The sequence below is a fragment of the Brenneria nigrifluens DSM 30175 = ATCC 13028 genome (genome assembly GCF_005484965.1).
GTDB classification, from domain to species: domain Bacteria; phylum Pseudomonadota; class Gammaproteobacteria; order Enterobacterales; family Enterobacteriaceae; genus Brenneria; species Brenneria nigrifluens.
On the sequence record NZ_CP034036.1, the window covers coordinates 1,409,549 to 1,429,295 of the forward strand.

Consider the following 19,747-nt stretch of genomic DNA (forward strand, 5'->3'; position numbering starts at 1 on the left):
CATTTATGCGGCGATTGATGGAACATCGAAGCTAAAAGCAGCAATGGCGTAGTGATTTTGTTGAGATCGCCGCATTTACCCGTCTTTATCCACCATATTGACAGCGTATTCTTCTCATGGTCTGTTTGAACCAATTAAGAATTGGGATGAACCAATGAATAAAACCATAGAAATAAAAACGGCAGAAAACGCCAATTACGCACTGGAACGATTACGGGATCTTTTGAGTGAAAGCGTCATTGAACCAAACGGCAAACTGCCTACGGAACGGGCGCTTTCGCAGCGTTGGGGCGTCGGTCGGCGGGAAGTCCGGCGCGCGCTGGAAGTGGTTGAGGCCGAGGGACTTATCTGGCGTAAACAGGGCGCCGGAACCTTTCTCGGACCAAAACCCGACAACTGGAGCAGCCACGCCGCCAATCTCGTCGAGGGAACCAATTTTATGGAGATTATGGAGGTCAGGCTGCGCATCGAGCCGCAGTTGGCGCAACTGGCGGCGCTGCGCGCCAAGCCGAAAGATATCGAACGCATGCGGGCGCTGAGCGAAAAAATTCACCAACGCACCGACGCCGACTGGCGCGAACTCTGGGACGGCGCGTTGCACCGCCTGATTGCGCAAAGCGCCGGCAACCAGCTTTTTCTGTCGCTGTTCGACGTGGTTAACCGCGTGCGGCAAGATCCGGCCTGGCAGGCGATACGCGAGCGGGCGCGCCGGCAAAGCTCCTCGATGGCTGAATCGCGCGTCCATCACAACGAAATCATAGAGGCCATCGCCGCACGTGACCCGCAAAGGGCCGGCGAGGCGATGCGCCGACATCTGCTCAGTCTGCAGGAACGGCTGATCCGTCAGACGTCGCTGGGCTACTTCACGCCGGCGACGGCGGGAGAGGTGGCCGACTGAGATTTTAGGCCGGCCGGCGATTCGGCCGGCGACAACCGACCAGAGGAATGACGACATGAACCGACTTACCAGACAGACCGGGCTTTTGCTGGCCGGGACGTTGATGGCCGCTACGGCGTTTGCAGCGGAATTGCGCATTGGTTTACAGGATGATGCCGACGTGCTGGATCCCGCGCAGTCCCGAACATTCGTGGGTCGTATCGTTTACACCAGTCTGTGCGACAAGCTGGTGGATGTGGACAATACCCTGTCGATCATTCCTCAGTTGGCGACCCAATGGGAGTGGGGCGATAACGGCGCCACGCTGACCATGGATCTGCGTCAGGGCGTGGTGTTCCACGACGGCACGCCGTTCAACGCCGAGGCGGCCGTCTATAATATCGACCGTTATATGACGATGCCGGAATCGCGCCGCAAGAGCGAGCTGGCCTCCGTCGCCAAAGTGGAGGCCACCGGCGCATACCAGATCAAGTTTACGCTGAAAAGCCCGGACGCCAGCCTGCTGGCCCAGCTATCCGACCGCGCCGGCATGATGATCTCCCCCGCCGCCGGCAAGAAGCTGGGGGCCAATTTCGGCTCTAACCCGGTGTGCTCCGGCGCCTTTAAATTTGTTCAGCGCGTTCAGCAGGATCGCATCGTGCTGGAAAAATTCGCCGACTACTGGAATGCCGACAATATCTTTATCGATAAGGTCACTTTCCTGCCGATCCCGGATACCACGGTTCGTCTGGCCAACCTGCAATCCGGCGAGCTCGACCTGATAGAACGCATCTCGGCGTCCGATGTCGATGCCGTCAAAAAAGACCCGAACCTGGTCTATGGCAAAATCGTCGGGCCGGGCTACATGGCCATGTACGTCAATATCGGCAATGGCGCGCGGGCCGATAACCCGTTCGGCAAGGATAAGCGCCTGCGCCAGGCCTTCTCGCTCTCCATCGACCGTGAGGCGATCAACCAGGTGGTATTTGAAGGCACCGCGCTGGCCGGCAACCAGCCGTGGCCGTCGACCAGCCCGTGGTACAACAAAGCGATACCGGTTCCGGCGCGCGACGTCGCGAAAGCCAGGGCGCTGCTGAAAGAGGCCGGTTTTGAGAAGTACGACATCGAGCTTCAGCACGCCAACAACACCACGCAGACCCAGATGATGCAGGTGATTCAGTCAATGGCGGCCGAAGCCGGCTTTAACGTCCGCCTGAAAGCGACCGAATTCGCTACCCTGCTCGCCGAGCAAACGGCGGGAAATTATGTGCTGTCGCGCTCCGACTGGTCCGGGCGTCCCGATCCGGACGGCAATATTCATCAGTTTGTGACCTGTAAAGGCGGCATCAACGACACCAAATATTGCAACCCGCAGGTCGACGCGCTGCTTAACGACGCCCGCGCCTCGACGGACAACGCGGTGCGCAAAGCCAAATACGATGCCGCGACCAAAATTCTGGATGACGATCTGCCGCTGATCTACCTCGGCCATCAGGCTTATCTCTATGCCTACGCCAAAAAAAATCGCCGGCTTCGAGCCGTCGGCCGACGGCATGATCCGCCTGACCGGGGTCAAGAAAGGCGACTAGCGCCGTTTCGTCCACACGCCGGGAGCGCCCGACGCGTCTCCCGGGGTATCCGGTTAAGCCTTGCCTGAATGAGGAGTCGCTGGCATGCACATCTACATCGGTAAACGGCTGCTGGTAGCGATACCGACGCTGTTAATTATCTCTATTTTCGTTTTTTCACTGCAAAAGCTGCTGCCGGGCGATCCGATACTGGCGATGGCGGGAGAAGAGCGCGATCCGGCCGTTATTGAACTCTTGCGCGACAAGTACCGGATGAACGATCCCGTGGTTTATCAATATTTCTACTGGCTTGGCGACGTGGTTCAGGGGGATTTCGGCGTATCGCTGCGTACCAATCAGCCGGTGCTGGAGCTGATTGGCGAAAAACTGCCGGTCACCCTCCAGCTGGCGCTGATGTCGATGTTTTTCGCGCTGATTATCGGCGTGCCGATCGGCATTCTGGCGGCGGTAAAACAAAACACGGCGATTGATTACCTCGCCAACATCGTTGCGCTCTCCGGCCTCTCCATTCCCAACTTTTGGCTCGGCATCATGCTGATCCTGCTGATTTCCGTCCATCTGGGCTGGCTGCCGGCATCGGGCTATGAGTCGATATTCGTTGATCCGGCGCGTTCGCTGAAAACCACCGTCATGCCCGCTTTCGTGCTCGGCACGGCGCTGGCGGCGACGCTGATGCGCCATACCCGCTCGGCAATGCTTTCGGTGATGAAGTCGGACTATATCCGCACGGCGCGCGCCAAAGGACTTTCCAACCGCGAGGTGGTGCTCAGCCACTCTTTGCGCAATGCGCTGTCGCCGATCGTCACGCTGACCGCGCTGCTGTTTGGCGAGCTGCTGGCCGGCGCGGTGCTGACCGAACAGATCTTCACCATTCCCGGTTTCGGCAAGCTGATTGTCGATGCGGTGTTCAACCGCGACTACGCGGTGGTGCAGGGCGTGGTGCTTTGCACCGCCGTGGGCTTTATTTTCATGAATCTGCTGGCCGATGTCATCGCCGTGCTGCTTAACCCGCGGATGAGGAGCGCGCTATGAGCCTTTCCGAAACACAGCTGGCCGCGCCGCAGGCCGTAGCGGGCAATCGCGCCTGGAAAAAAATGAAGCGCAATCGCAGTTCGATCGCCGGGCTGATTATCATCGTCTTTTTCACCCTGCTGGCCGTTCTGGCGCCCGTGTTGCCGCTGGCCGATCCCTTTGCCACCAGTTGGAGCGCCATCCGCCAGGCGCCCTCCGCGGCGCACTGGCTCGGCACCGACGATATCGGCCGCGACGTGCTTTCCCGCATGGTGTGGGGCGCGCAGGCGTCGCTGATGGCCGGCGTTATCTCCGTTGCCATCGCCGTGCTGACCGGGGTGCCGTTCGGCCTGATTTCCGGCTATTTCGGTGGCTGGGTCGATCAGGTGATTTCGCGCATTACCGAGGCGTTTCTCGCCATGCCTTTTCTGATTATGGCGATAGCGCTGGCGGCGTTTCTCGGTCCGAGTCTCACCAACGCGATGATCGCCATCGGCCTCTCCGCCATGCCGATTTTCGTGCGGTTGACGCGTTCGCAGGTGCTGGCGGTGAAAAACGAGGACTATATCGAAGGCGCCCGTTCCATCGGTCTCGGTCACGGCGATATTCTGCTGCGCTATATCCTGCCGAACATTCTGCCGCCAATCATCGTCCAGTCGACGCTGACGGTGGCCACCGCCATCATCGCGGAAGCCAGTCTCTCCTTTCTCGGTCTGGGCCAACAGGCGCCGGCGCCCAGCTGGGGCTCCATGCTTAACGTCGCCAAGAACTTTCTGACGCAGGCGCCGTGGATGGCCTGGTGGCCGGGCGCGGCGATTTTCCTGGTGGTTATCGGTTTCAATCTGCTGGGCGATGGTCTGCGCGATGCGCTCGATCCGCGCGAAAATTAACATAAGGATATCATGATGAACGCTTTCACCACCCGCCCTGAAATTCTCGGCACATTCGGCGTCGTAACCTCCACCCACTGGATGGCCTCGGCCGTCGGCATGAGCATACTGGAAAAAGGCGGCAACGCGTTTGACGCCGCCGTGGCGACCGGTTTTGCCTTGCAGGTGTTCGAACCCCACCTGAATGGCCCCGGCGGCGATATGCCCGCCATTATCTATTCGCGCAAGAAAGATAAGGTGGAAGTCATCTGCGCGCAGGGCGCCGCGCCGGCCGGCGCGACCATCGAGCACTATCGCGCCGAAGGGCTGGATTTGATCCCCGGCGACGGCCTGCTCGCCACCGTGATCCCCGGCGCGTTTGACGGCTGGATGCTGATGCTGCGCGATTACGGCACCATGAGCGTGCGCGAAGTATTGGAACCGGCGATCCACTATCTGGAGAACGGCCATCCGCTGCTGCCGCGCGTCGCCGCGACCATCAACGATCTGGGCGAATTTTTCCGCCGGGAGTGGCCGACCTCCTATGAAACCTGGCTGCCGGGCGGCGTCGCGCCCGCGGCGCTGTCAAACTTCAAAAATCCGGCGCTGGCCGCTACCTGGAAACGTATTATCCGCGCAGCCGAAGCCAGACCCGGCCGCGAGGCGGGCATTGACGCCGCGCGGGATGCCTTTTACCGCGGCTTTGTCGCCGAGGCGATCGGCGAGTACCTGAAAACGGCGGAGGTGATGGACGCCAGCGGCACGCGCCACAAAGCCGTGCTGACCGCCGAGGATCTGGCGAACTGGCGCGCCACCGTCGAGGAGCCGGTCACCTATGACTATCACGGCTGGACTATCGCCAAGACCGGGCCGTGGGGGCAAGGACCGGTGCTGCTGCAAGCATTGGCGCTGCTCAAGGGCTTCGATATCGGCGCGATGGATCCGGGCGGGGTGGATTTCGTCCACACCGTGGTGGAGGCGATGAAACTGGCCTACGCCGATCGCGAAGTCTATTACGGCGATCCCGCCTTTTCGCCGGTGCCGCTCGCCACATTGCTTTCGGAGGATTATAACCGGGAACGCCGCCGACTGATTGGCGCGCAGGCGTCGCTGGAATTGCGCCCCGGCCGCTTACCCGGTTTTGAAGCGCAGCACGATCTCACCATGACGATGCTGGACGCCATGAGCGGCAGCGGCGCGGTCTACGAGCCGACCATGTCGCACCTCAGCGAAAAACGCGGCGACACGGTTCATATTGACGTTATCGACCGCGAGGGCAATATGGTTTCGGTCACGCCGTCCGGCGGCTGGCTGCAATCCTCCCCGATCATTCCGGGGCTTGGCTTCTGCCTCAACTCCCGCGCCCAGATGTTCTGGCTGAAACCCGGCCTGCCGACTTCGCTGGCGCCCGGAAAACGTCCGCGCACCACGTTGACGCCGTCGCTGGCGCTGTATCAGGGCAAGCCGACGCTGTCATTCGGCACGCCCGGCGGCGATCAGCAGGACCAGTGGCAGCTGTCGTTCTTTCTGCGCTACGCGCATTTCGGCATCAACCTGCAACAGGCCATCGATCTGCCGCTGTTCCATACCGCGCATTTTCCCGGTTCATTCTATCCGCGTACCCGCCAGCCGGGCAATGTGATGATCGAAAGCAGTATTGGCGAAGCCACGCTGGCGGCGCTGAAGGCGCGCGGCCATGACATTTCCACCGCCGCCCCCTGGACCATCGGGCGTTTGACCGCCGCGCGCCGCGATGCCGACGGCCTGCTGCACGCGGCCGCCACGCCGCGCCTGATGCAGGCATACGCGATTGGCCGCTGATGGATTAGCCGACACAGGACGCCTATCGGACCAGCGGGTTTCCGCCGGTTCGATGCGCCGCCGACAGACGCCTGATAGTGAGGAAAAAGATGACCAGCAATGAGATAAAGCCAGCGCCGGAAACCGTGCTTGCGGTTCGCAATCTCACCGCCGCTTTCCGGGTGGACGGAGAATGGAAATCGGTTGTGCGCGATATTTCCTTCGAGGTAAAGGCCGGCGAGACGGTGGCCGTGGTCGGCGAAAGCGGGTCCGGCAAAAGCGTCACCTCGCTTGCCATTATGCGCCTGCTCGATCCTCGCTCAAGCCGCATTGCAGGCCAGATTATCCTCAACGGCAGAGATATCCTCTCCTTGTCGGAAAAGGAGATGCGCGCCGTGCGCGGCAACGAGGCGTCGATGATCTTTCAGGAGCCGATGACGTCGCTAAACCCGGTTTTCACCATCGGCAGGCAGATTTCAGAGGTACTGCGGCGCCATAAAGGCATGGGCAAAAGCGAAGCGCGGGCGGAAACCATCCGGCTGCTGGAAAAGGTGCGAATCCCCAACGCGCAGAGCCGTTTCGACGAGTACCCCCATCAGTTCTCCGGCGGCATGCGCCAGCGCGTTATGATCGCCATGGCGCTGGCCTCACGGCCCAAACTGCTGATTGCCGATGAGCCGACCACCGCGCTGGATGTGACGATTCAGGGCCAGATACTGGATCTTATCAAACAGTTGCAGCAAGAGGAGGGCATGGCCGTGCTGTTTATCACTCATGATATGGGCGTGGTGGCGGAAATCGCCGACCGCACCATCGTGATGTTTCGCGGCGATCGGGTGGAGAGCGGCGCAACCGGCGATATCTTTCATCATGGGAAACACCCTTACACCCGGGCGTTGCTGGCCGCGGTTCCCAAACTGGGTTCCATGACGGGGCGGGCATGGCCGCTGCGCTTCCCGCATATCGATATGGCAAGCGGAGCCATCACCGCCGCCAGAGATGTGCCGGATACGGTGGCCGGCGGCCAGACGCCGGTGCTATCGGTAAAGAACCTGGTAACGCGCTTTGATGTTCGCGCCGGTCTGCTGGGCCGCACCAGCGGCGCGGTACACGCGGTGGAGAACATCTCGTTCGATCTGTTTCAGGGAGAAACGCTGTCGCTGGTGGGCGAGTCTGGCTGCGGAAAATCCACCACAGGGCGTTCAATCACCCGGCTAATCGAACCGCGCAGCGGTGAAGTCACGCTTGATGGTTACGACGTGCTGAATCTCGATATGATCGGCCTGCGCGCCATGCGCCGCAGTGTGCAGATGATTTTCCAGGATCCGTTCTCCAGCCTCAATCCCCGCATGACGATAGGCGCCGCCGTCGCCGAACCGATAATCAAGCACCGGCTGGCGGCCCACGGCGAGGCGCGGCGACGGGCCGCCGACCTGCTGGAACGGGTGGGATTATCGCCGGCGATGATGGACCGTTATCCCCACGAGTTTTCCGGCGGCCAGCGCCAGCGCGTGGCGATTGCCCGCGCGCTGGCGCTCAAACCGAAGGTTATCATCGCCGATGAGAGCGTTTCCGCGCTCGATGTGTCGATTAAAGCGCAGATATGCAACCTGCTGCTCGATCTGCAAGAGCAGTTCAAGATTGCGTTTCTGTTCATTTCCCATGATATGGCGGTGGTGGAGCGCGTCAGTCACCGGGTGGCGGTGATGTGCCTGGGGGAAATCGTCGAGATCGGCCCGCGCGCGGCGATTTTCGCCAACCCGCGCCATCCCTATACCCAAAAGCTGATTGCCGCCGTACCGGTTCCGGATCCCTCGCGGCGCGGTTTTCGCCGCAACGCCGCCATCGATGAATTGCGCAGTCCCGTACGGTCGCTCGGTTATATTCATCCGCAACGGACTTATACCGAGGTCGGCCCCGGACACCTGGTGATGGAGAATTTCGCCTCTGGATGAAAACGAATTTTGCTCCATGTGTCTGGTATGCAGTCAGCGCTAATGGCGTTGATAACGGCATCTGATTGCGCTCAGGATTTGCCGATAAAAATGTGATACAGATCACTAAAAAGGGCGCTTGAAATTTTTTCCGCCGTCACCATGTTGTCTGGTAGACAAGCGATGCTTGCCTTATAGGTTGAACTTTTGAATGTCTGGTAACGTATATTCAGGAGGTTAATTATGGCGCTAAGAACCTTGTCGTTATTCCCTGACGTCTCCAATACGCTTTTTTCCGATCGCTTTAACCGCATTGACCGGCTATTCAGTCAGCTAACCGGGGATGCGCCTTTATCAACAACGCCGTCATATGATATCCGCCGTCTGGATGACAGCCGCTATGGCATCACGCTGAGCGTTCCCGGCTGGAAAGAAGACGAGCTGGATATAAAAACGGCGGGCGGACAGCTGATCGTTTCGGGTAAACGCGAAGAGGAAAATAATGCTGAAGAGGAAAACTGGCTGCATCGGGGGATTAGGCGTACGGATTTCAGCATCAGCTATTCCTTGCCTGAGCATGTGAAAGTGCAAGGGGCGGCTCTGGAAAACGGTCTGCTGACCATTGAGCTCTACCAGGAAATTCCGGAAAGCGAAAAACCGCAAAAGATCGCCATAGACAATCGCAGCAAGGCCATTGAACATCAGGCTTAATGGCCCGCTGACATCACATCGCGACAGGGCGCCTTTGCCGCGTCCTGTCGTTTTTTTTCAGTGGCTGAAAATCTTGCCGTCTAATCCGCCGTCATCCATTCATCGGCATCGTTAAACATCTCTTCGACCAGACGGTTCAGGATGGCTTTATCCGATTTGCTGGCGTCGGTATTAATCCCGTTCGCCTGCATGGCTTTCGCCGTGACCGCCGCGTCGGGGAATACGCGCCGCACGCGCTTTTCCAGCTCGCTCTCAATCAGGGCGTGGGCATTATTCAGCCCGGCAACATTGCGTTTATCGTATACAAGTTCAACAAACATGAAATACCTCATTATCAACTGTTTGGATATACAGTAATGGGGCGAGGCGGTTTTGAAAAGAGGATCGAGACAAAATAATCGCGACGCTATTTCCTGGCGCATTTTTTATCGTACCAATTGCATTACCGGCAGGCTTATTTATACTGTATAAAAAAACAGTATAGGTGTGTCATGTTATTGATAAGTGCGATTGAGAATCCTGACGAACTGAGTTTGCCATTGTTTAATGACCTCATCCCCGCGGGTTTTCCAAGCCCGGCGCAGGATTATGTCGAACAGCGTATTGACTTAAACAAGGTATGCGTGCGCCATCCCAGCGCGACATATTTTCTGCGTGTGAGCGGGGAGTCGATGGTCGAGGGACATATCAGCGATGGCGACCTGCTGGTCGTTGACAGCTCGCTTGAGGCCAGACATGGGGATATCGTGATTGCGGCGGTGGACGGCGAATTCACCGTGAAGCGGTTACAAACCGCGCCGCGCCTAGCGCTGATGCCGATGAACCCCGCCTATCGGCCCATTTATATCCACTCGGCTGATAGCCTGGATATCTTTGGGGTGGTCACCTACGTCATACATGCGACACGTTAATGTACGCGCTGGTTGATGTGAATGCGTTTTATGCGAGTTGCGAGACGATCTTCCGCCCCGACTTGCGCGGCCGGCCGGTCGTTGTGCTCAGCAACAACGATGGCTGCGTGATCGCCCGATCGGCGGAGGCCAAAAAACTGGGCATCAAAATGGCGATGCCTTTTTTCCATATCCGCGACCTGGTCAAGCGTTATGGCGTCGCTGTTTTTTCTTCAAATTATGCGCTCTATGCGGATATGTCCTGCCGCGTGATGACCATCCTGGAAGAGATGGCCCCCGCGGTTGAGGTGTACAGTATTGATGAGGCATTTTTAGATTTAACGGGGGTCGGCAACTGTGTGGATTTGACGCAGTTCGGCCACCACGTACGGGAGCGTGTTTTGCGGGAGGCTCATTTGATCGTCGGGATTGGGATCGCGCCGACGAAAACCCTGGCGAAACTGGCGAATTTCGCCGCCAAACAGTGGAGTAAAACGGATGGGGTGGTCGACCTCTCAAACGTCGATCGCCAGCGGAAACTTTTAAGCCTGATCCCCGTCGAGGAAGTCTGGGGCGTGGGGCGCCGTCTGTCGCGTAAACTGAGAAGCTCGGGCATAGACAGCGCATTGCAACTCTCCCAGTGCAGTTCGTCATATATTCGCAAATCTTTCAATGTGGTATTGGAACGCACCGTTCGCGAACTGCGCGGGGAGTCCTGCCTGGACGTTGAGGCGCTGGCGGCGCAAAAACAGCAGATCATCAGTTCCCGCTCATTCAGCTCGCGGGTCACTCACTATGATGATATGAGGCAGGCGGTTTGTTTATATGCCGAGAGAGCGGCTGAGAAACTACGGCGGGAGCGACAATATTGCAAACAGGTTTCCGTATTTATCCGAACCAGCCCGCATGCCGGGAACGAGACGTTCTATAGCAACCAGTCAATGGGCGTATTATCGATACCTTCCAACGACACGCGCGATATTGTCCGAGTGGCCGTTGAATCTTTGCAGCGAATATGGCAACCGAATTGCCGCTATATAAAAGCGGGAGTGATGCTCAACGATTTCTACAGCCGTGGAATCGCGCAGCTCAACCTGTTTGATAGCCATCAACCTCATCCGCACAGTGAAGCATTAATGTCGGCGATTGATAAAATAAACCATAGCGGTAACGGAAAGATCTGGTTCGCCGGGCAGGGCGTTTGCCAGTCGTGGGCAATGAAAAGAGAAATGCTCTCCCCGGCATACACCACCCGGCTATCTGATATCCCTACGGTAAAAATGTGATTATGTAAAGGGTGTGTGACGCCTGATCACTTCCTGTCGAGTCCAACTCAAAACCTGGAATTTTTGCTGATATTTCATGCCAATAGCTTCCATATTCGGTAGTATGAACACACCCTTTGTCGCATCGCCGTGCAGGGTAAAATGTAGTCATGGAAGCAACGGGTGTGGCCGTACGAGATATGGTACGTATATATTTTGAAATAGGAGTGTTTCAATTGAGAAGATTTGTGGGGTTGGCTGGGGTTTTATTATTAATGGGGTGTTCTACCCTCACGATGGTAAATGATTATAATAAGGATTTGACGGATTATACTGGCGACAAAAAAATAGGTGTTGCATTTAATATTCAAGACAACCAGGCCAGGGTTTATCCAGAGACCAAAAGCTGCATTGATTTATACTCAAAAAATAACGGTTTTGTTCCTGTCGGTTTTATTGATAATAATGCCTGGTCTGACGGGAAAAAGATTGGTATCCCCGAAGTGGATGGAATGAGTAAAAGAAGACAAGAATTCTGGGTTAATGCCAGTGATAACCTGGCGGTAAGGGTTCTTTATACCGGAAAAACCGGTGCAACGAATATCTTTTCGCCTAAAGTAGCCGTAGCGGAAAGCATCATCGTTTTTAAACCTGAAGCCGGTGCATTCTATTACGTAACTGTTGATTTTGAGCATCAGGATCCTAAAACGGGTAAGTATTTAAGGATTTATAAGATTGTTGATAATGGCGACGGGAAAAAAGACCTTAAACATGTCGAGATGCTGAATATCCATAATTGCCCGGGCCAACAACCCTGGTATACAAAGATGGGTGCCGTTATTTAACATTAATTGCTTACCATTGTAACCAATAGCTTTTATGTATCCCGGTATTTTTACCGGGATGCTGAAAATGGATAGTTTTTTATATTCCGCATTGATACTGTCTCTCAGCAAGTTACGAACGCCTTCGACTCATCTATTTACCCAGTTTCCTACTCGTAGTCCCGGTACTCGCTCAAACTCACGGCGGACATTATTGGTTACCAGTATCAGTGCGGATGAGCGGATATCAAAACCATTTTCCAGCACTTCCTGACGGGCGGCAAAACCTTCAATCACCGTCTGGTTGATCCCGGCTACTCATGAAGTCAGACGTTACGCTTACTCTTTCAAACCAGCTTGTAGTGTCTTACGCTATAGCGTCGTCTCACTGTTATCAGATACGGAAGCCGATAATTATAGGGGCTTTAATCAGTGGCAGTCTGTCCTGGAAGCGCGTTTAAAGACTCATAATCAATTTCAGGATCATTCTCTTCAAGTAACTGAGTTAATGACAGAAGGCTATTAAATTCATTCAGAAGTATTTCTGCATCAGATTTAAGCGGATTATCAGCCGAATCAAGTGCGGCGTTGATGGCTTTTTTAACGTTCTCAATCATTTCGTTTACACCACCGTTTTTGCCGATGGTCAGTAATAAGGCTCCAAGGAGTAACGACTGCGCCTCTACTCGGGCTGCAAGAAGCTTGGCTTCCGCATCCATTTTAGAAATCTTGGTGACCATACTAATAATTACGTTTCTCATAATACCCCCTTTTTTTTGCCAGCTTAACCTGTTAGTAAAATCAGGGCGAGATTTCTTTGATGAAAACACAATTTACATCCCTAATCCTGAGTGCAGGTCACGCCGGCCTCTGATAGACCCCTCCAAACTCAAGCCACACAGTCCTGGTACAGCCTCAAAAATTACAGGTATAATCCCACAAATTATTCAACTGGTTTAGAAACGAAGATGACAAAACTCACTTTACAAGAGCAGTTGCTAAAAGCTGGATTAGTGACCAGCAAAAAAATGGCCAAAGTACAAAGAACGGCTAAAAAATCACGAGTTCAGGCTCGTGAGGCAAGAGCGGCTGTGGAAGAAAACAAAAAAGCACAACTTGAGCGTGATAAACAGCTAAGCGAACAGCAAAAACAAGCTGCTTTATCTAAGGAGTGTAAAGCTCAGGTGAAGCAGCTCATTGAAATGAACAGAATCGACATTTCAAAAGGCGATATAGGTTTTAACTTCACAGATAATAAGTTAATTAAAAAAATAGTTGTGGATAAGCTTACTCAAGCTCAGCTGATTAGTGGTCGTCTCGCCATTGCTCGTTTGGTTGTTGATAACAGTGGAGAGAGTGAATACGCTATTATCCCCGCGAGCGTAGCCGATAAAATTGCGCAGCGAGATGCGAACAGTATTGTATTAAATAGTGCGCTTAGTCAGGAAGAGCAAGATGAAGAAGATCCGTATGCCGATTTTAAAGTGCCCGATGATTTGATGTGGTAATTAACGTTTTGCATGGATGGCGTTGAAGCCATGTACTATTCATCGGTAAGCGCCATATGCTGCCTTCCGTTGCTGGTATAAGTGTTCATTGAACGGGCTTGTACCATCAGATGGACCAACAAAGATTGCTTGATGTACATTGATGTTGATAGAGTTCAGTGGAGTGAAAATTGCCGAATCAAGGCTAATTGACTGAATTTCAGGCATAAAAAAGACGTAGGCTGACGTCTGTTTACTTCGAAATGGTACGCCCTACAGGATTCGAACCTGTGACCTACGGCTTAGAAGGCCGTTGCTCTATCCAACTGAGCTAAGGGCGCATTGCGAGAGGAGTATTACAATGCGTTGCAGTAATAGTGGGCTGGATTATACCCACCCGCCCCGGTGAGTCAACGGATTGGCGTTTGATTTCCGCCATACGGCGAATCCCTGTACAACCCCGGGGGGATATCTTCCTCTCTAACGCTGTTTTTGTACCGCGGCGAGCTTTATCATGCCAGGTGATGAAAGTATGGCTATTTCATCCTTATCTGCTGTGCCTGTTCGGTAATTCTTTGTATGTTTATACGTAGGCATGTTCGGCGGAACCTGCTGTTGCTACACTGCATCATTGATGAACGATAATTTAACCTGTCTGACGCGTGCGGTTGTTTTAAAATCCGTCACTTCTGTCGAATCTGGGAACCTTGCGATTTATGCGTACTTTGTTATCTGCGTTATTGCGTATTTTTCTGTTGGCAATGTTGATATCGCCCGTCGGGTATGTGGCGGCGGCAGATCCGGCTCCTCGGCCATCACCAGATGAAACTCCGGTGAGAATAAATGTTGATGCCGAACTGGTGAAGCTGCAAAAGCAACTGGACGACATTAAGCAGCAGGTTTCTGGCGCCAACAGCGATAGTAAATTCGGTGCCTTGAACGATACCACGCAGCTACTGGTCGGCAGCGCCGACGATCTGTCCGCTACCGTCGCGCCGCTTCGCGAGCAGTTACAGGCGCAGTTGGATGTGTTGGGGCCTGCGCCTGAGCCGGGTTCTTCCATCAACGAAACCAATGAAGTCACCCGCAAGCGCAACAGTCTGAACGCGCAAAAGGCGAAGGTGGATGCGCAGATTGAGCAAATTCAGGCGTTTCGCGCCAGTGCGGCGAATCTTTCGGCACAGATTGTTACGCTGCGGCGTAATGCGTTGAAAACCCAGCTGGCATTGAATTCCGGCAGTATTTTGGGCGCGCGTTTCTGGTCCCCTCTGATAACGCCTCAGGCGGAAGATCAGAGTAAGCTGAGCGCTTTTCAGCAGCAGATAAGCGATGCGTTTATGGTTTCCTGGGAGCCAGATTGGCGTTATGGTTCCGCTTTTTATCTGTTGGTCGCGGCGGTGCTGGTTAGCGCGGGGCGCCGCTATATGGAGAAATACCTGACCTGGGCCGGGATTAATCTATTGCCGGAAGGGCGGTTGAGACGCAGTTTTCTGGCAACGGCCAGCGTTATCTCCACGGTGCTGACCATCGGCATCGCCGCAAATTTACTCGACTTCACCTTTACCCGTCATGGCGAGGCGTCTGAACGTGTTGCGGCATTTCTGGATGTGCTGACGCAATTGTCCGTCTTTTGTTCGATGATTGCGGGACTGGGGCGCGCATTTCTCTCGAATCATCGGCCTTCCTGGCGGTTGCCGGCGATCTCCAACCCGGTAGCCAAAGCCATGAAGCCTTTCCCGGTGGTCGCGGCTGTGTTTATTCTGGTGTTTGGCGTTATTGACCAGGTTACGGCCACCGTAGGGACATCGGTGTCGGCCACCATTATGGTGAATGGTTTATCCGCACTATTTCTGGCCCTTACCGTCGGCACCATCGCGCTGAAAAGCGATCAGGTCCGTCGCCAGATGGTGCATTCCGGCACACAACCGGAAGCGCGTTCTACGCTGGCCGGGTTGATTCACCTGGCTGTACTGGTGACTTCACTGTCTGTGCTTATTTCGCTGGTGATTGGTTATATTTCGCTGGCCAGGTTCCTGATGTATGAACTGGTGTGGATCGGCATGGTTTTTTCATGCCTCTATCTGTTCTCGACATTTATTACCGATATCTGCGAAAGCGTCTTTTCTCCCAACAATACCAGCGGGAGACGCATTAAAAACTCCCTCAATCTTGACGACCGGCATTTGGCGCAGGCAACGGCGCTGCTTTCCGCCAGCGGAAAGGTTTTTTTGATTATGATGGCCGCGGTCGCGTTACTGAACGGTACTTTCGGTACCACCACGCCGCTGTCTCTGGTGCAAAAGGCCGTCGAGCTATGGGGCGGCAAGGGGCTGGAGACGTTAAGCATTGTGCCCGCCCATTTGGTGAATGCGGTGCTTTTCCTGGTTATCGGGGTCTATGTCTTGCGCTCGTCAAAGCGCTGGCTGGAGGATGAATTTCTTCCCAAAACCATGATGGATCGCGGCATCCGGGCGTCTCTGGTGACGTTATTCAGCAATATCGGTTATATCCTCATTATTCTGCTGACGCTGGCGACGCTGGGTATTCAGTGGAATAAGCTGGCATGGATCGTCAGCGCGCTGTCGGTGGGTATCGGGTTCGGCCTGCAGGAGATCGTAAAAAACTTTATTTCCGGTTTGATTCTGCTGACCGAACGGCCGGTCAAGGTCGGCGATCTGGTGAATATCAGCGGCGTGGAAGGGGATATCCGGCGGATTAACGTCAGGGCGACGGAGATTCAGTTGGGCGACCGTTCGACGGTGATTGTTCCCAATTCCCAGTTTATTTCGCAGAACGTGCGCAACATTACCATGGGAAACGCCCTGGGCGTGGCGACCATGGCGCTGACGTTTCCATTGGATATCGATCCCGAGGAAGTCAGAGCCATTCTGCTGGACGCTTACACGGAACATGAATCGATTCTGGAGTCGCCCGCGCCATCGGTCTCATTCAGTCAGCTTACTCCGACCGGTATGGTGCTGAGCGTGACCGGGTATGTCAGCAGCCCGCGTCTGGTCGCCGGGGCGAAAAGCGATCTATTGTTTGAGATTATCAAACGACTGCGGTCAGCCAGCATTCCTTTGGCCGTGCCCCAACGAATGGTATTGGAAAACTCGGCGGTTGACATGTCGGATGGCAACGCCATGGGAGAGAAGCCCGTCTGATGCGGAGCGTATAACTTAAAAAGGGATTGCTGCACGGATGCAGAAATCCCTGTTGGTTATGTATGAGATTGTCAGCCATCTGGCTACGGATTACTCAACCTGTCGCTTCACCATCTCAATATAGATTTCCCGCAGGCGGCGGGTTACCGGGCCGGGTTTGCCGTCGCCAATGGTTTTGCCGTCAAGCCTGACCACCGGTAAAACGAAGGTCGTCGCCGAACTGATAAAAATTTCACTGGCGTGATAGGCCTCTTCCGGGGTGAAAAGCCGTTCTTCCAGTTTGATTTGAGCATCTGCAGCCAGTTTCAACAGCGACTGACGAGTAATACCGTGCAGAATGTCGTTACTTAACGGGCGTGTCACCACGGTTTTATCGTGCAGGACGATATAGCAGTTGCAAGAGCTGCCTTCGGTAATAAATCCGTTTTCCACCAAAAAGGCATCATCGGCATGCTGTGTATGGGCGTACTCTTTCGCCAGACAGGCGGCCAACAGGCCGACCGTTTTAATATCCCGGCGATGCCAGCGGATGTCAGGGCAGGTTACGGCATGCAGACCGGTATCCGCTTTCGGGTTTTCCAGAACGGTGCGCGCCTGAGTGAACAGCACCAGCGTCGGTTTTACGTCAGATGGCGGAAAATGGAAGTCGCGATCGCCGGCGTTGCCTCGACTTAACTGTAAATAGATCGCGCCTTCTTTTATGTCGTTTTTTTCGATCAGGGCGTAATGGATATCTTTCAGTTCGGCGGAGCTAACGGGCAGAGTAAGCGACAGCTCACGGCAGGAGCGTTGCAGACGAGCCAGATGACCGTCAAACTCGGCCAGTTTACCATTTACCACCGCGGTCACTTCATACACGGCATCGGCAAAAAGGAAACCGCGGTCGAATACCGACACTTTGGCCTCGCTTTCCTGCACATATTGCCCATCAACATAAACAAGACGTTGCATTACAACACTCCTTAATAGTCGTTCATGCAGCATAACGTATTTTAGCCCCACAGTGCCGCTTCTGACGGGGGTATTTTACTGCCGTCATAACCTAGGCCGTTGGTCCTGTCGCGCTGTAATAGCAAAGGACCGTCCAGATCGACCACCTGCGCACCCTGGGCCACTATAACTGCCGGCGCCATCGACAGCGAGGTGCTCACCATACAGCCGACCATGATCTGCAACCCTTGCTCCAGCGCGCCTGCGCGCAGGCGCAGCGCTTCGGTCAGGCCGCCGGTTTTGTCCAGCTTGATATTGATCATCTCATAGCACCCGGCGATCGCTTCCAGCGAGCGGCTGTCATGACAGGACTCATCGGCGCATATCGGGATCGGGTGCGGCAGTTCGGCCAGTATGCCGTCTTTCCCGGCGGGCAGCGGCTGTTCGATCATTGCAACGCCCAGGGCAGCCAGTTCCGGCACCAGTTTCAGGTAGAGCTCGGCATCCCAACCTTCATTGGCGTCGACGATCAGGCGCGCGGACGGCGCGCCGTTGCGCACCGCGGCCACTCTGGCCAAATCGTCTTTATCGGCCAGTTTCAGCTTGAGCAGCGGGCGGTTGGCGTTTTGCCGCGCGGCCTGTTGCATCTTCTCCGGCGTATCCAGCGACAGAGTGTATGCCGTTTCCAGTATGCCCGGCGCCGGCAGATTCAGGCGCTGCCAGATGCGCTGATTATGCTGTTTGCATTCCAGATCCCAGAAGGCGCAGTCGAGCGCATTACGCGCCGCGCCTGCCGGAAGTCTGGTTTGCAGCTGCTCGCGATCCAGACCGTGGCGAATATCGTCATGCAGCGCGGCGATCTGCGCCATCACGCTTTCAATGGATTCACCGTAGCGCGCATAAGGAACGCATTCTCCGTAGCCGTTGATGTCGCCGCAGCGCAGCGCAACCACCACCACCTCGGCCTGACTTTTACTGCCGCGCGAAATGGTAAAAGTTGTCTCTAGCGGCCAGCTTTCATGAAACAGTTCGAGTTCGATCATAGACTGGCCAATTGGTCGACGATGCGTCCTACGCCCTGGCGGAATGGATCCACCACAGGCAAGCCGAATTTTTTCTCCAGGTCGGCCATCAGCCGTAATGCGTCCGCTTCGCTGAGCGCCGCCGTATTGACGGATATGCCGACAAAATGTGCTTTAGGATTGGTGAGATGGGCGGCCGATAAATTCAAGGCCATACAATCGGCGAGATCGGGAATAGGGTAGTCGACGCCGCGCATGGTTTTACGGGTAGGTTCGTGACACAGCACCAGCGCATCCGGCTGCGCGCCATGAATAATCCCGATGGTTACGCCGGCAAAAGAGGGGTGAAACAGCGAACCCTGGCCTTCGATAACGTCCCAGTGATCTTCATCATTCGCCGGAGCGATGGTTTCAACGGCGCCGGCGATAAAGTCGGATACCACGGCATCGATACTGACGCCGGAACCGCTAATCAGAATTCCGGTTTGGCCGGTTGCCCGGAAAGTGGCTTTACCGCCGCGTGATAAAATTTCTTTTTCGATTGCCAGCGCGGTGTACATTTTGCCGCAGGAGCAGTCGGTGCCGACGGGCAGCAGGCGTTTACCGGCGCGTTTGCGTCCGCTGGCTACCGGGAAGGTTTGCGACGGGTGACGCACATCGAACAGGGAACGACCCAGTTTGGCGGCAAGTTCGCGCAGTTCCGCTACGTCGGCCAGGCGGTTATGCAGACCGGCGGCCAGGTCCATGCCGCTTTCCAGCGCCTGGCGCAACACGGCGATCCACTGTTCTGAAATAATTCCGCCGCGGTTGGCGACGCCGATGACCAACGTTTGCGCGCCTGCCGCACGGGCGGCGGCGATATCCATATCGGGCAGATCGCAGTCGGCGTGACAGCCATCCATACGATATTGGCCGACGCAATATTCCGGGTGCCATTGCTTAATCCCGATAGCAACCTTTGCTGCCAGCTGATCGTGAGCATCACCAAGGAATAATAAATAAGGTTTTCTGATATCCATTATTCATCCTCGTAAGTCCCAGAACGTAATTTATTAATAAAACGTTCGCGGAAAAGTTTTATTGGGCGGAAACAGGGTATTGCTGATTGATAATAACTGTGGGTGTATAATTGTCAATAACAACCATTATTAAGTGATAATGGCTGATTTTTTGCTTTTTTTATGAAATTAAATACAGATTTTTGCTTTTTTTGTGATATTAAATTTTGTCTTGAGGTTTTATTTTCCACTATTGTGGTTTTTTATAAAAAAAATGAAATCACCTCTCCGAGGGTATTATTTTATCTTATTGATTTTAATAATTTTTTATTTTTAGTATCATGTAATTTCAACGCACTGTTTTGGTGAGTTGACT

17 protein-coding genes and 1 tRNA gene are annotated in these 19,747 nt (G+C 54.8%); 12 read left to right on the top strand and 6 right to left on the bottom strand.

The genetic code is table 11. The features are described 5' to 3' along the window. The first annotated feature begins 154 nt into the window (after positions 1–154). The 7 genes from EH206_RS06460 (at position 155) to EH206_RS06490 (ending at position 8,791) form a co-directional block, all read left to right on the top strand. Positions 155–898 (top strand): FadR/GntR family transcriptional regulator, encoded by a 744-nt coding sequence (locus EH206_RS06460; RefSeq protein WP_009111985.1) that lies wholly within the window; start codon positions 155–157, stop codon positions 896–898. 55 nt (positions 899–953) lie between these two features. Continuing rightward, a complete protein-coding gene (locus EH206_RS06465; protein ID WP_009111986.1) occupies positions 954–2,534 on the top strand; it encodes an ABC transporter substrate-binding protein in 1,581 nt (526 codons plus the stop codon). A gap of 16 nt (positions 2,535–2,550) precedes the next feature. Beyond that, positions 2,551–3,498 (top strand): ABC transporter permease, encoded by a 948-nt coding sequence (locus EH206_RS06470; RefSeq protein ID WP_009111987.1) that lies wholly within the window; start codon positions 2,551–2,553, stop codon positions 3,496–3,498. Next, positions 3,495–4,367, top strand: coding sequence for an ABC transporter permease (locus EH206_RS06475; RefSeq protein WP_009111988.1), 873 nt, complete (start codon positions 3,495–3,497; stop codon positions 4,365–4,367). The genes EH206_RS06470 and EH206_RS06475 overlap by 4 nt, the downstream gene beginning before the upstream one ends. Before the next feature lie 12 nt (positions 4,368–4,379). Next, the gene (locus EH206_RS06480; protein ID WP_198008325.1) at positions 4,380–6,167 is read left to right on the top strand and encodes a gamma-glutamyltransferase family protein; all 1,788 of its coding nucleotides are present in this window, start codon (positions 4,380–4,382) and stop codon (positions 6,165–6,167) included. An 89-nt stretch (positions 6,168–6,256) separates the two neighbouring features. Then, on the top strand, positions 6,257–8,101 hold the full coding sequence (locus EH206_RS06485; RefSeq protein ID WP_009111990.1) for an ABC transporter ATP-binding protein: 1,845 nt from the start codon (positions 6,257–6,259) through the stop codon (positions 8,099–8,101). Between the two features lie 222 nt (positions 8,102–8,323). Further along, on the top strand, positions 8,324–8,791 hold the full coding sequence (locus EH206_RS06490) for an Hsp20 family protein (protein WP_009111991.1): 468 nt from the start codon (positions 8,324–8,326) through the stop codon (positions 8,789–8,791). 80 nt (positions 8,792–8,871) lie between these two features. Here EH206_RS06490 and EH206_RS06495 read toward each other — a convergent pair whose 3' ends face one another. Continuing rightward, positions 8,872–9,111: a DinI-like family protein gene (locus tag EH206_RS06495; protein WP_009111992.1), complete on the bottom strand. Its 240-nt coding sequence runs from the start codon at positions 9,109–9,111 to the stop codon at positions 8,872–8,874. 171 nt (positions 9,112–9,282) lie between these two features. Between EH206_RS06495 and umuD the strand changes: the two genes are divergently transcribed. The 3 genes from umuD (at position 9,283) to EH206_RS06510 (ending at position 11,791) form a co-directional block, all read left to right on the top strand. Further along, positions 9,283–9,702 (top strand): translesion error-prone DNA polymerase V autoproteolytic subunit, encoded by a 420-nt coding sequence (gene umuD / locus EH206_RS06500; RefSeq protein WP_009111993.1) that lies wholly within the window; start codon positions 9,283–9,285, stop codon positions 9,700–9,702. After that, positions 9,702–10,967 carry a translesion error-prone DNA polymerase V subunit UmuC gene (gene umuC / locus EH206_RS06505; protein ID WP_009111994.1) on the top strand — a complete coding sequence of 422 codons (1,266 nt, stop codon included), beginning with the start codon at positions 9,702–9,704 and terminating at the stop codon, positions 10,965–10,967. The genes umuD and umuC overlap by 1 nt, the downstream gene beginning before the upstream one ends. Positions 10,968–11,116: 149 nt before the next feature. Beyond that, positions 11,117–11,791: a hypothetical protein gene (locus EH206_RS06510; RefSeq protein ID WP_232216574.1), complete on the top strand. Its 675-nt coding sequence runs from the start codon at positions 11,117–11,119 to the stop codon at positions 11,789–11,791. A 404-nt stretch (positions 11,792–12,195) separates the two neighbouring features. On the opposite strand, the gene iraP is transcribed toward EH206_RS06510, so the two are convergent. Beyond that, positions 12,196–12,531 carry an anti-adapter protein IraP gene (gene iraP, locus EH206_RS06520; RefSeq protein WP_009111996.1) on the bottom strand — a complete coding sequence of 112 codons (336 nt, stop codon included), beginning with the start codon at positions 12,529–12,531 and terminating at the stop codon, positions 12,196–12,198. Between the two features lie 207 nt (positions 12,532–12,738). Between iraP and EH206_RS06525 the strand changes: the two genes are divergently transcribed. After that, entirely contained in the window at positions 12,739–13,278 is a 540-nt protein-coding gene (locus tag EH206_RS06525) for a DUF2058 domain-containing protein (RefSeq protein ID WP_009111997.1), read from the top strand. A gap of 243 nt (positions 13,279–13,521) precedes the next feature. Here the strand turns inward: EH206_RS06525 and EH206_RS06530 are convergent. Continuing rightward, a tRNA-Arg gene (locus EH206_RS06530) sits at positions 13,522–13,598 on the bottom strand. Between the two features lie 375 nt (positions 13,599–13,973). Here EH206_RS06530 and EH206_RS06535 point away from each other — a divergent pair. After that, a complete protein-coding gene (locus EH206_RS06535) occupies positions 13,974–16,421 on the top strand; it encodes a DUF3772 domain-containing protein (protein ID WP_009111998.1) in 2,448 nt (815 codons plus the stop codon). Positions 16,422–16,511: 90 nt separating this feature from the next. Here the strand turns inward: EH206_RS06535 and EH206_RS06540 are convergent, their stop codons facing one another. The 3 genes from EH206_RS06540 to dgcN are packed head-to-tail and all read right to left on the bottom strand — an operon-like array spanning position 16,512 to position 19,392. Continuing rightward, positions 16,512–17,372, bottom strand: coding sequence for a D-amino-acid transaminase (locus EH206_RS06540; RefSeq protein WP_009111999.1), 861 nt, complete (start codon positions 17,370–17,372; stop codon positions 16,512–16,514). A 41-nt stretch (positions 17,373–17,413) separates the two neighbouring features. After that, complete coding sequence (gene dgcA / locus EH206_RS06545; RefSeq protein ID WP_009112000.1) at positions 17,414–18,394, bottom strand: N-acetyl-D-Glu racemase DgcA; 981 nt, start codon at positions 18,392–18,394, stop codon at positions 17,414–17,416. Beyond that, on the bottom strand, positions 18,391–19,392 hold the full coding sequence (dgcN, locus tag EH206_RS06550) for an N-acetyltransferase DgcN (protein WP_009112001.1): 1,002 nt from the start codon (positions 19,390–19,392) through the stop codon (positions 18,391–18,393). Before dgcN ends, dgcA begins: the two co-directional genes overlap by 4 nt. Positions 19,393–19,747 lie beyond the last annotated feature (355 nt).

Excerpts from the sequence above, each read along its gene's own strand:
- EH206_RS06460 (WP_009111985.1), top strand. The coding sequence starts at position 155 with ATGAATAAAACCATAGAAATAAAAACGGCAGAAAACGCCAATTACGCA.
- EH206_RS06465 (WP_009111986.1), top strand. The coding sequence starts at position 954 with ATGAACCGACTTACCAGACAGACCGGGCTTTTGCTGGCCGGGACGTTG.
- EH206_RS06470 (WP_009111987.1), top strand. The coding sequence starts at position 2,551 with ATGCACATCTACATCGGTAAACGGCTGCTGGTAGCGATACCGACGCTG.
- EH206_RS06475 (WP_009111988.1), top strand. The coding sequence starts at position 3,495 with ATGAGCCTTTCCGAAACACAGCTGGCCGCGCCGCAGGCCGTAGCGGGC.
- EH206_RS06480 (WP_198008325.1), top strand. The coding sequence starts at position 4,380 with ATGATGAACGCTTTCACCACCCGCCCTGAAATTCTCGGCACATTCGGC.
- EH206_RS06485 (WP_009111990.1), top strand. The coding sequence starts at position 6,257 with ATGACCAGCAATGAGATAAAGCCAGCGCCGGAAACCGTGCTTGCGGTT.
- EH206_RS06490 (WP_009111991.1), top strand. The coding sequence starts at position 8,324 with ATGGCGCTAAGAACCTTGTCGTTATTCCCTGACGTCTCCAATACGCTT.
- EH206_RS06495 (WP_009111992.1), bottom strand. The coding sequence starts at position 9,111 with ATGTTTGTTGAACTTGTATACGATAAACGCAATGTTGCCGGGCTGAAT.
- umuD (WP_009111993.1), top strand. The coding sequence starts at position 9,283 with ATGTTATTGATAAGTGCGATTGAGAATCCTGACGAACTGAGTTTGCCA.
- umuC (WP_009111994.1), top strand. The coding sequence starts at position 9,702 with ATGTACGCGCTGGTTGATGTGAATGCGTTTTATGCGAGTTGCGAGACG.
- EH206_RS06510 (WP_232216574.1), top strand. The coding sequence starts at position 11,117 with ATGGAAGCAACGGGTGTGGCCGTACGAGATATGGTACGTATATATTTT.
- iraP (WP_009111996.1), bottom strand. The coding sequence starts at position 12,531 with ATGAGAAACGTAATTATTAGTATGGTCACCAAGATTTCTAAAATGGAT.
- EH206_RS06525 (WP_009111997.1), top strand. The coding sequence starts at position 12,739 with ATGACAAAACTCACTTTACAAGAGCAGTTGCTAAAAGCTGGATTAGTG.
- EH206_RS06535 (WP_009111998.1), top strand. The coding sequence starts at position 13,974 with ATGCGTACTTTGTTATCTGCGTTATTGCGTATTTTTCTGTTGGCAATG.
- EH206_RS06540 (WP_009111999.1), bottom strand. The coding sequence starts at position 17,372 with ATGCAACGTCTTGTTTATGTTGATGGGCAATATGTGCAGGAAAGCGAG.
- dgcA (WP_009112000.1), bottom strand. The coding sequence starts at position 18,394 with ATGATCGAACTCGAACTGTTTCATGAAAGCTGGCCGCTAGAGACAACT.
- dgcN (WP_009112001.1), bottom strand. The coding sequence starts at position 19,392 with ATGGATATCAGAAAACCTTATTTATTATTCCTTGGTGATGCTCACGAT.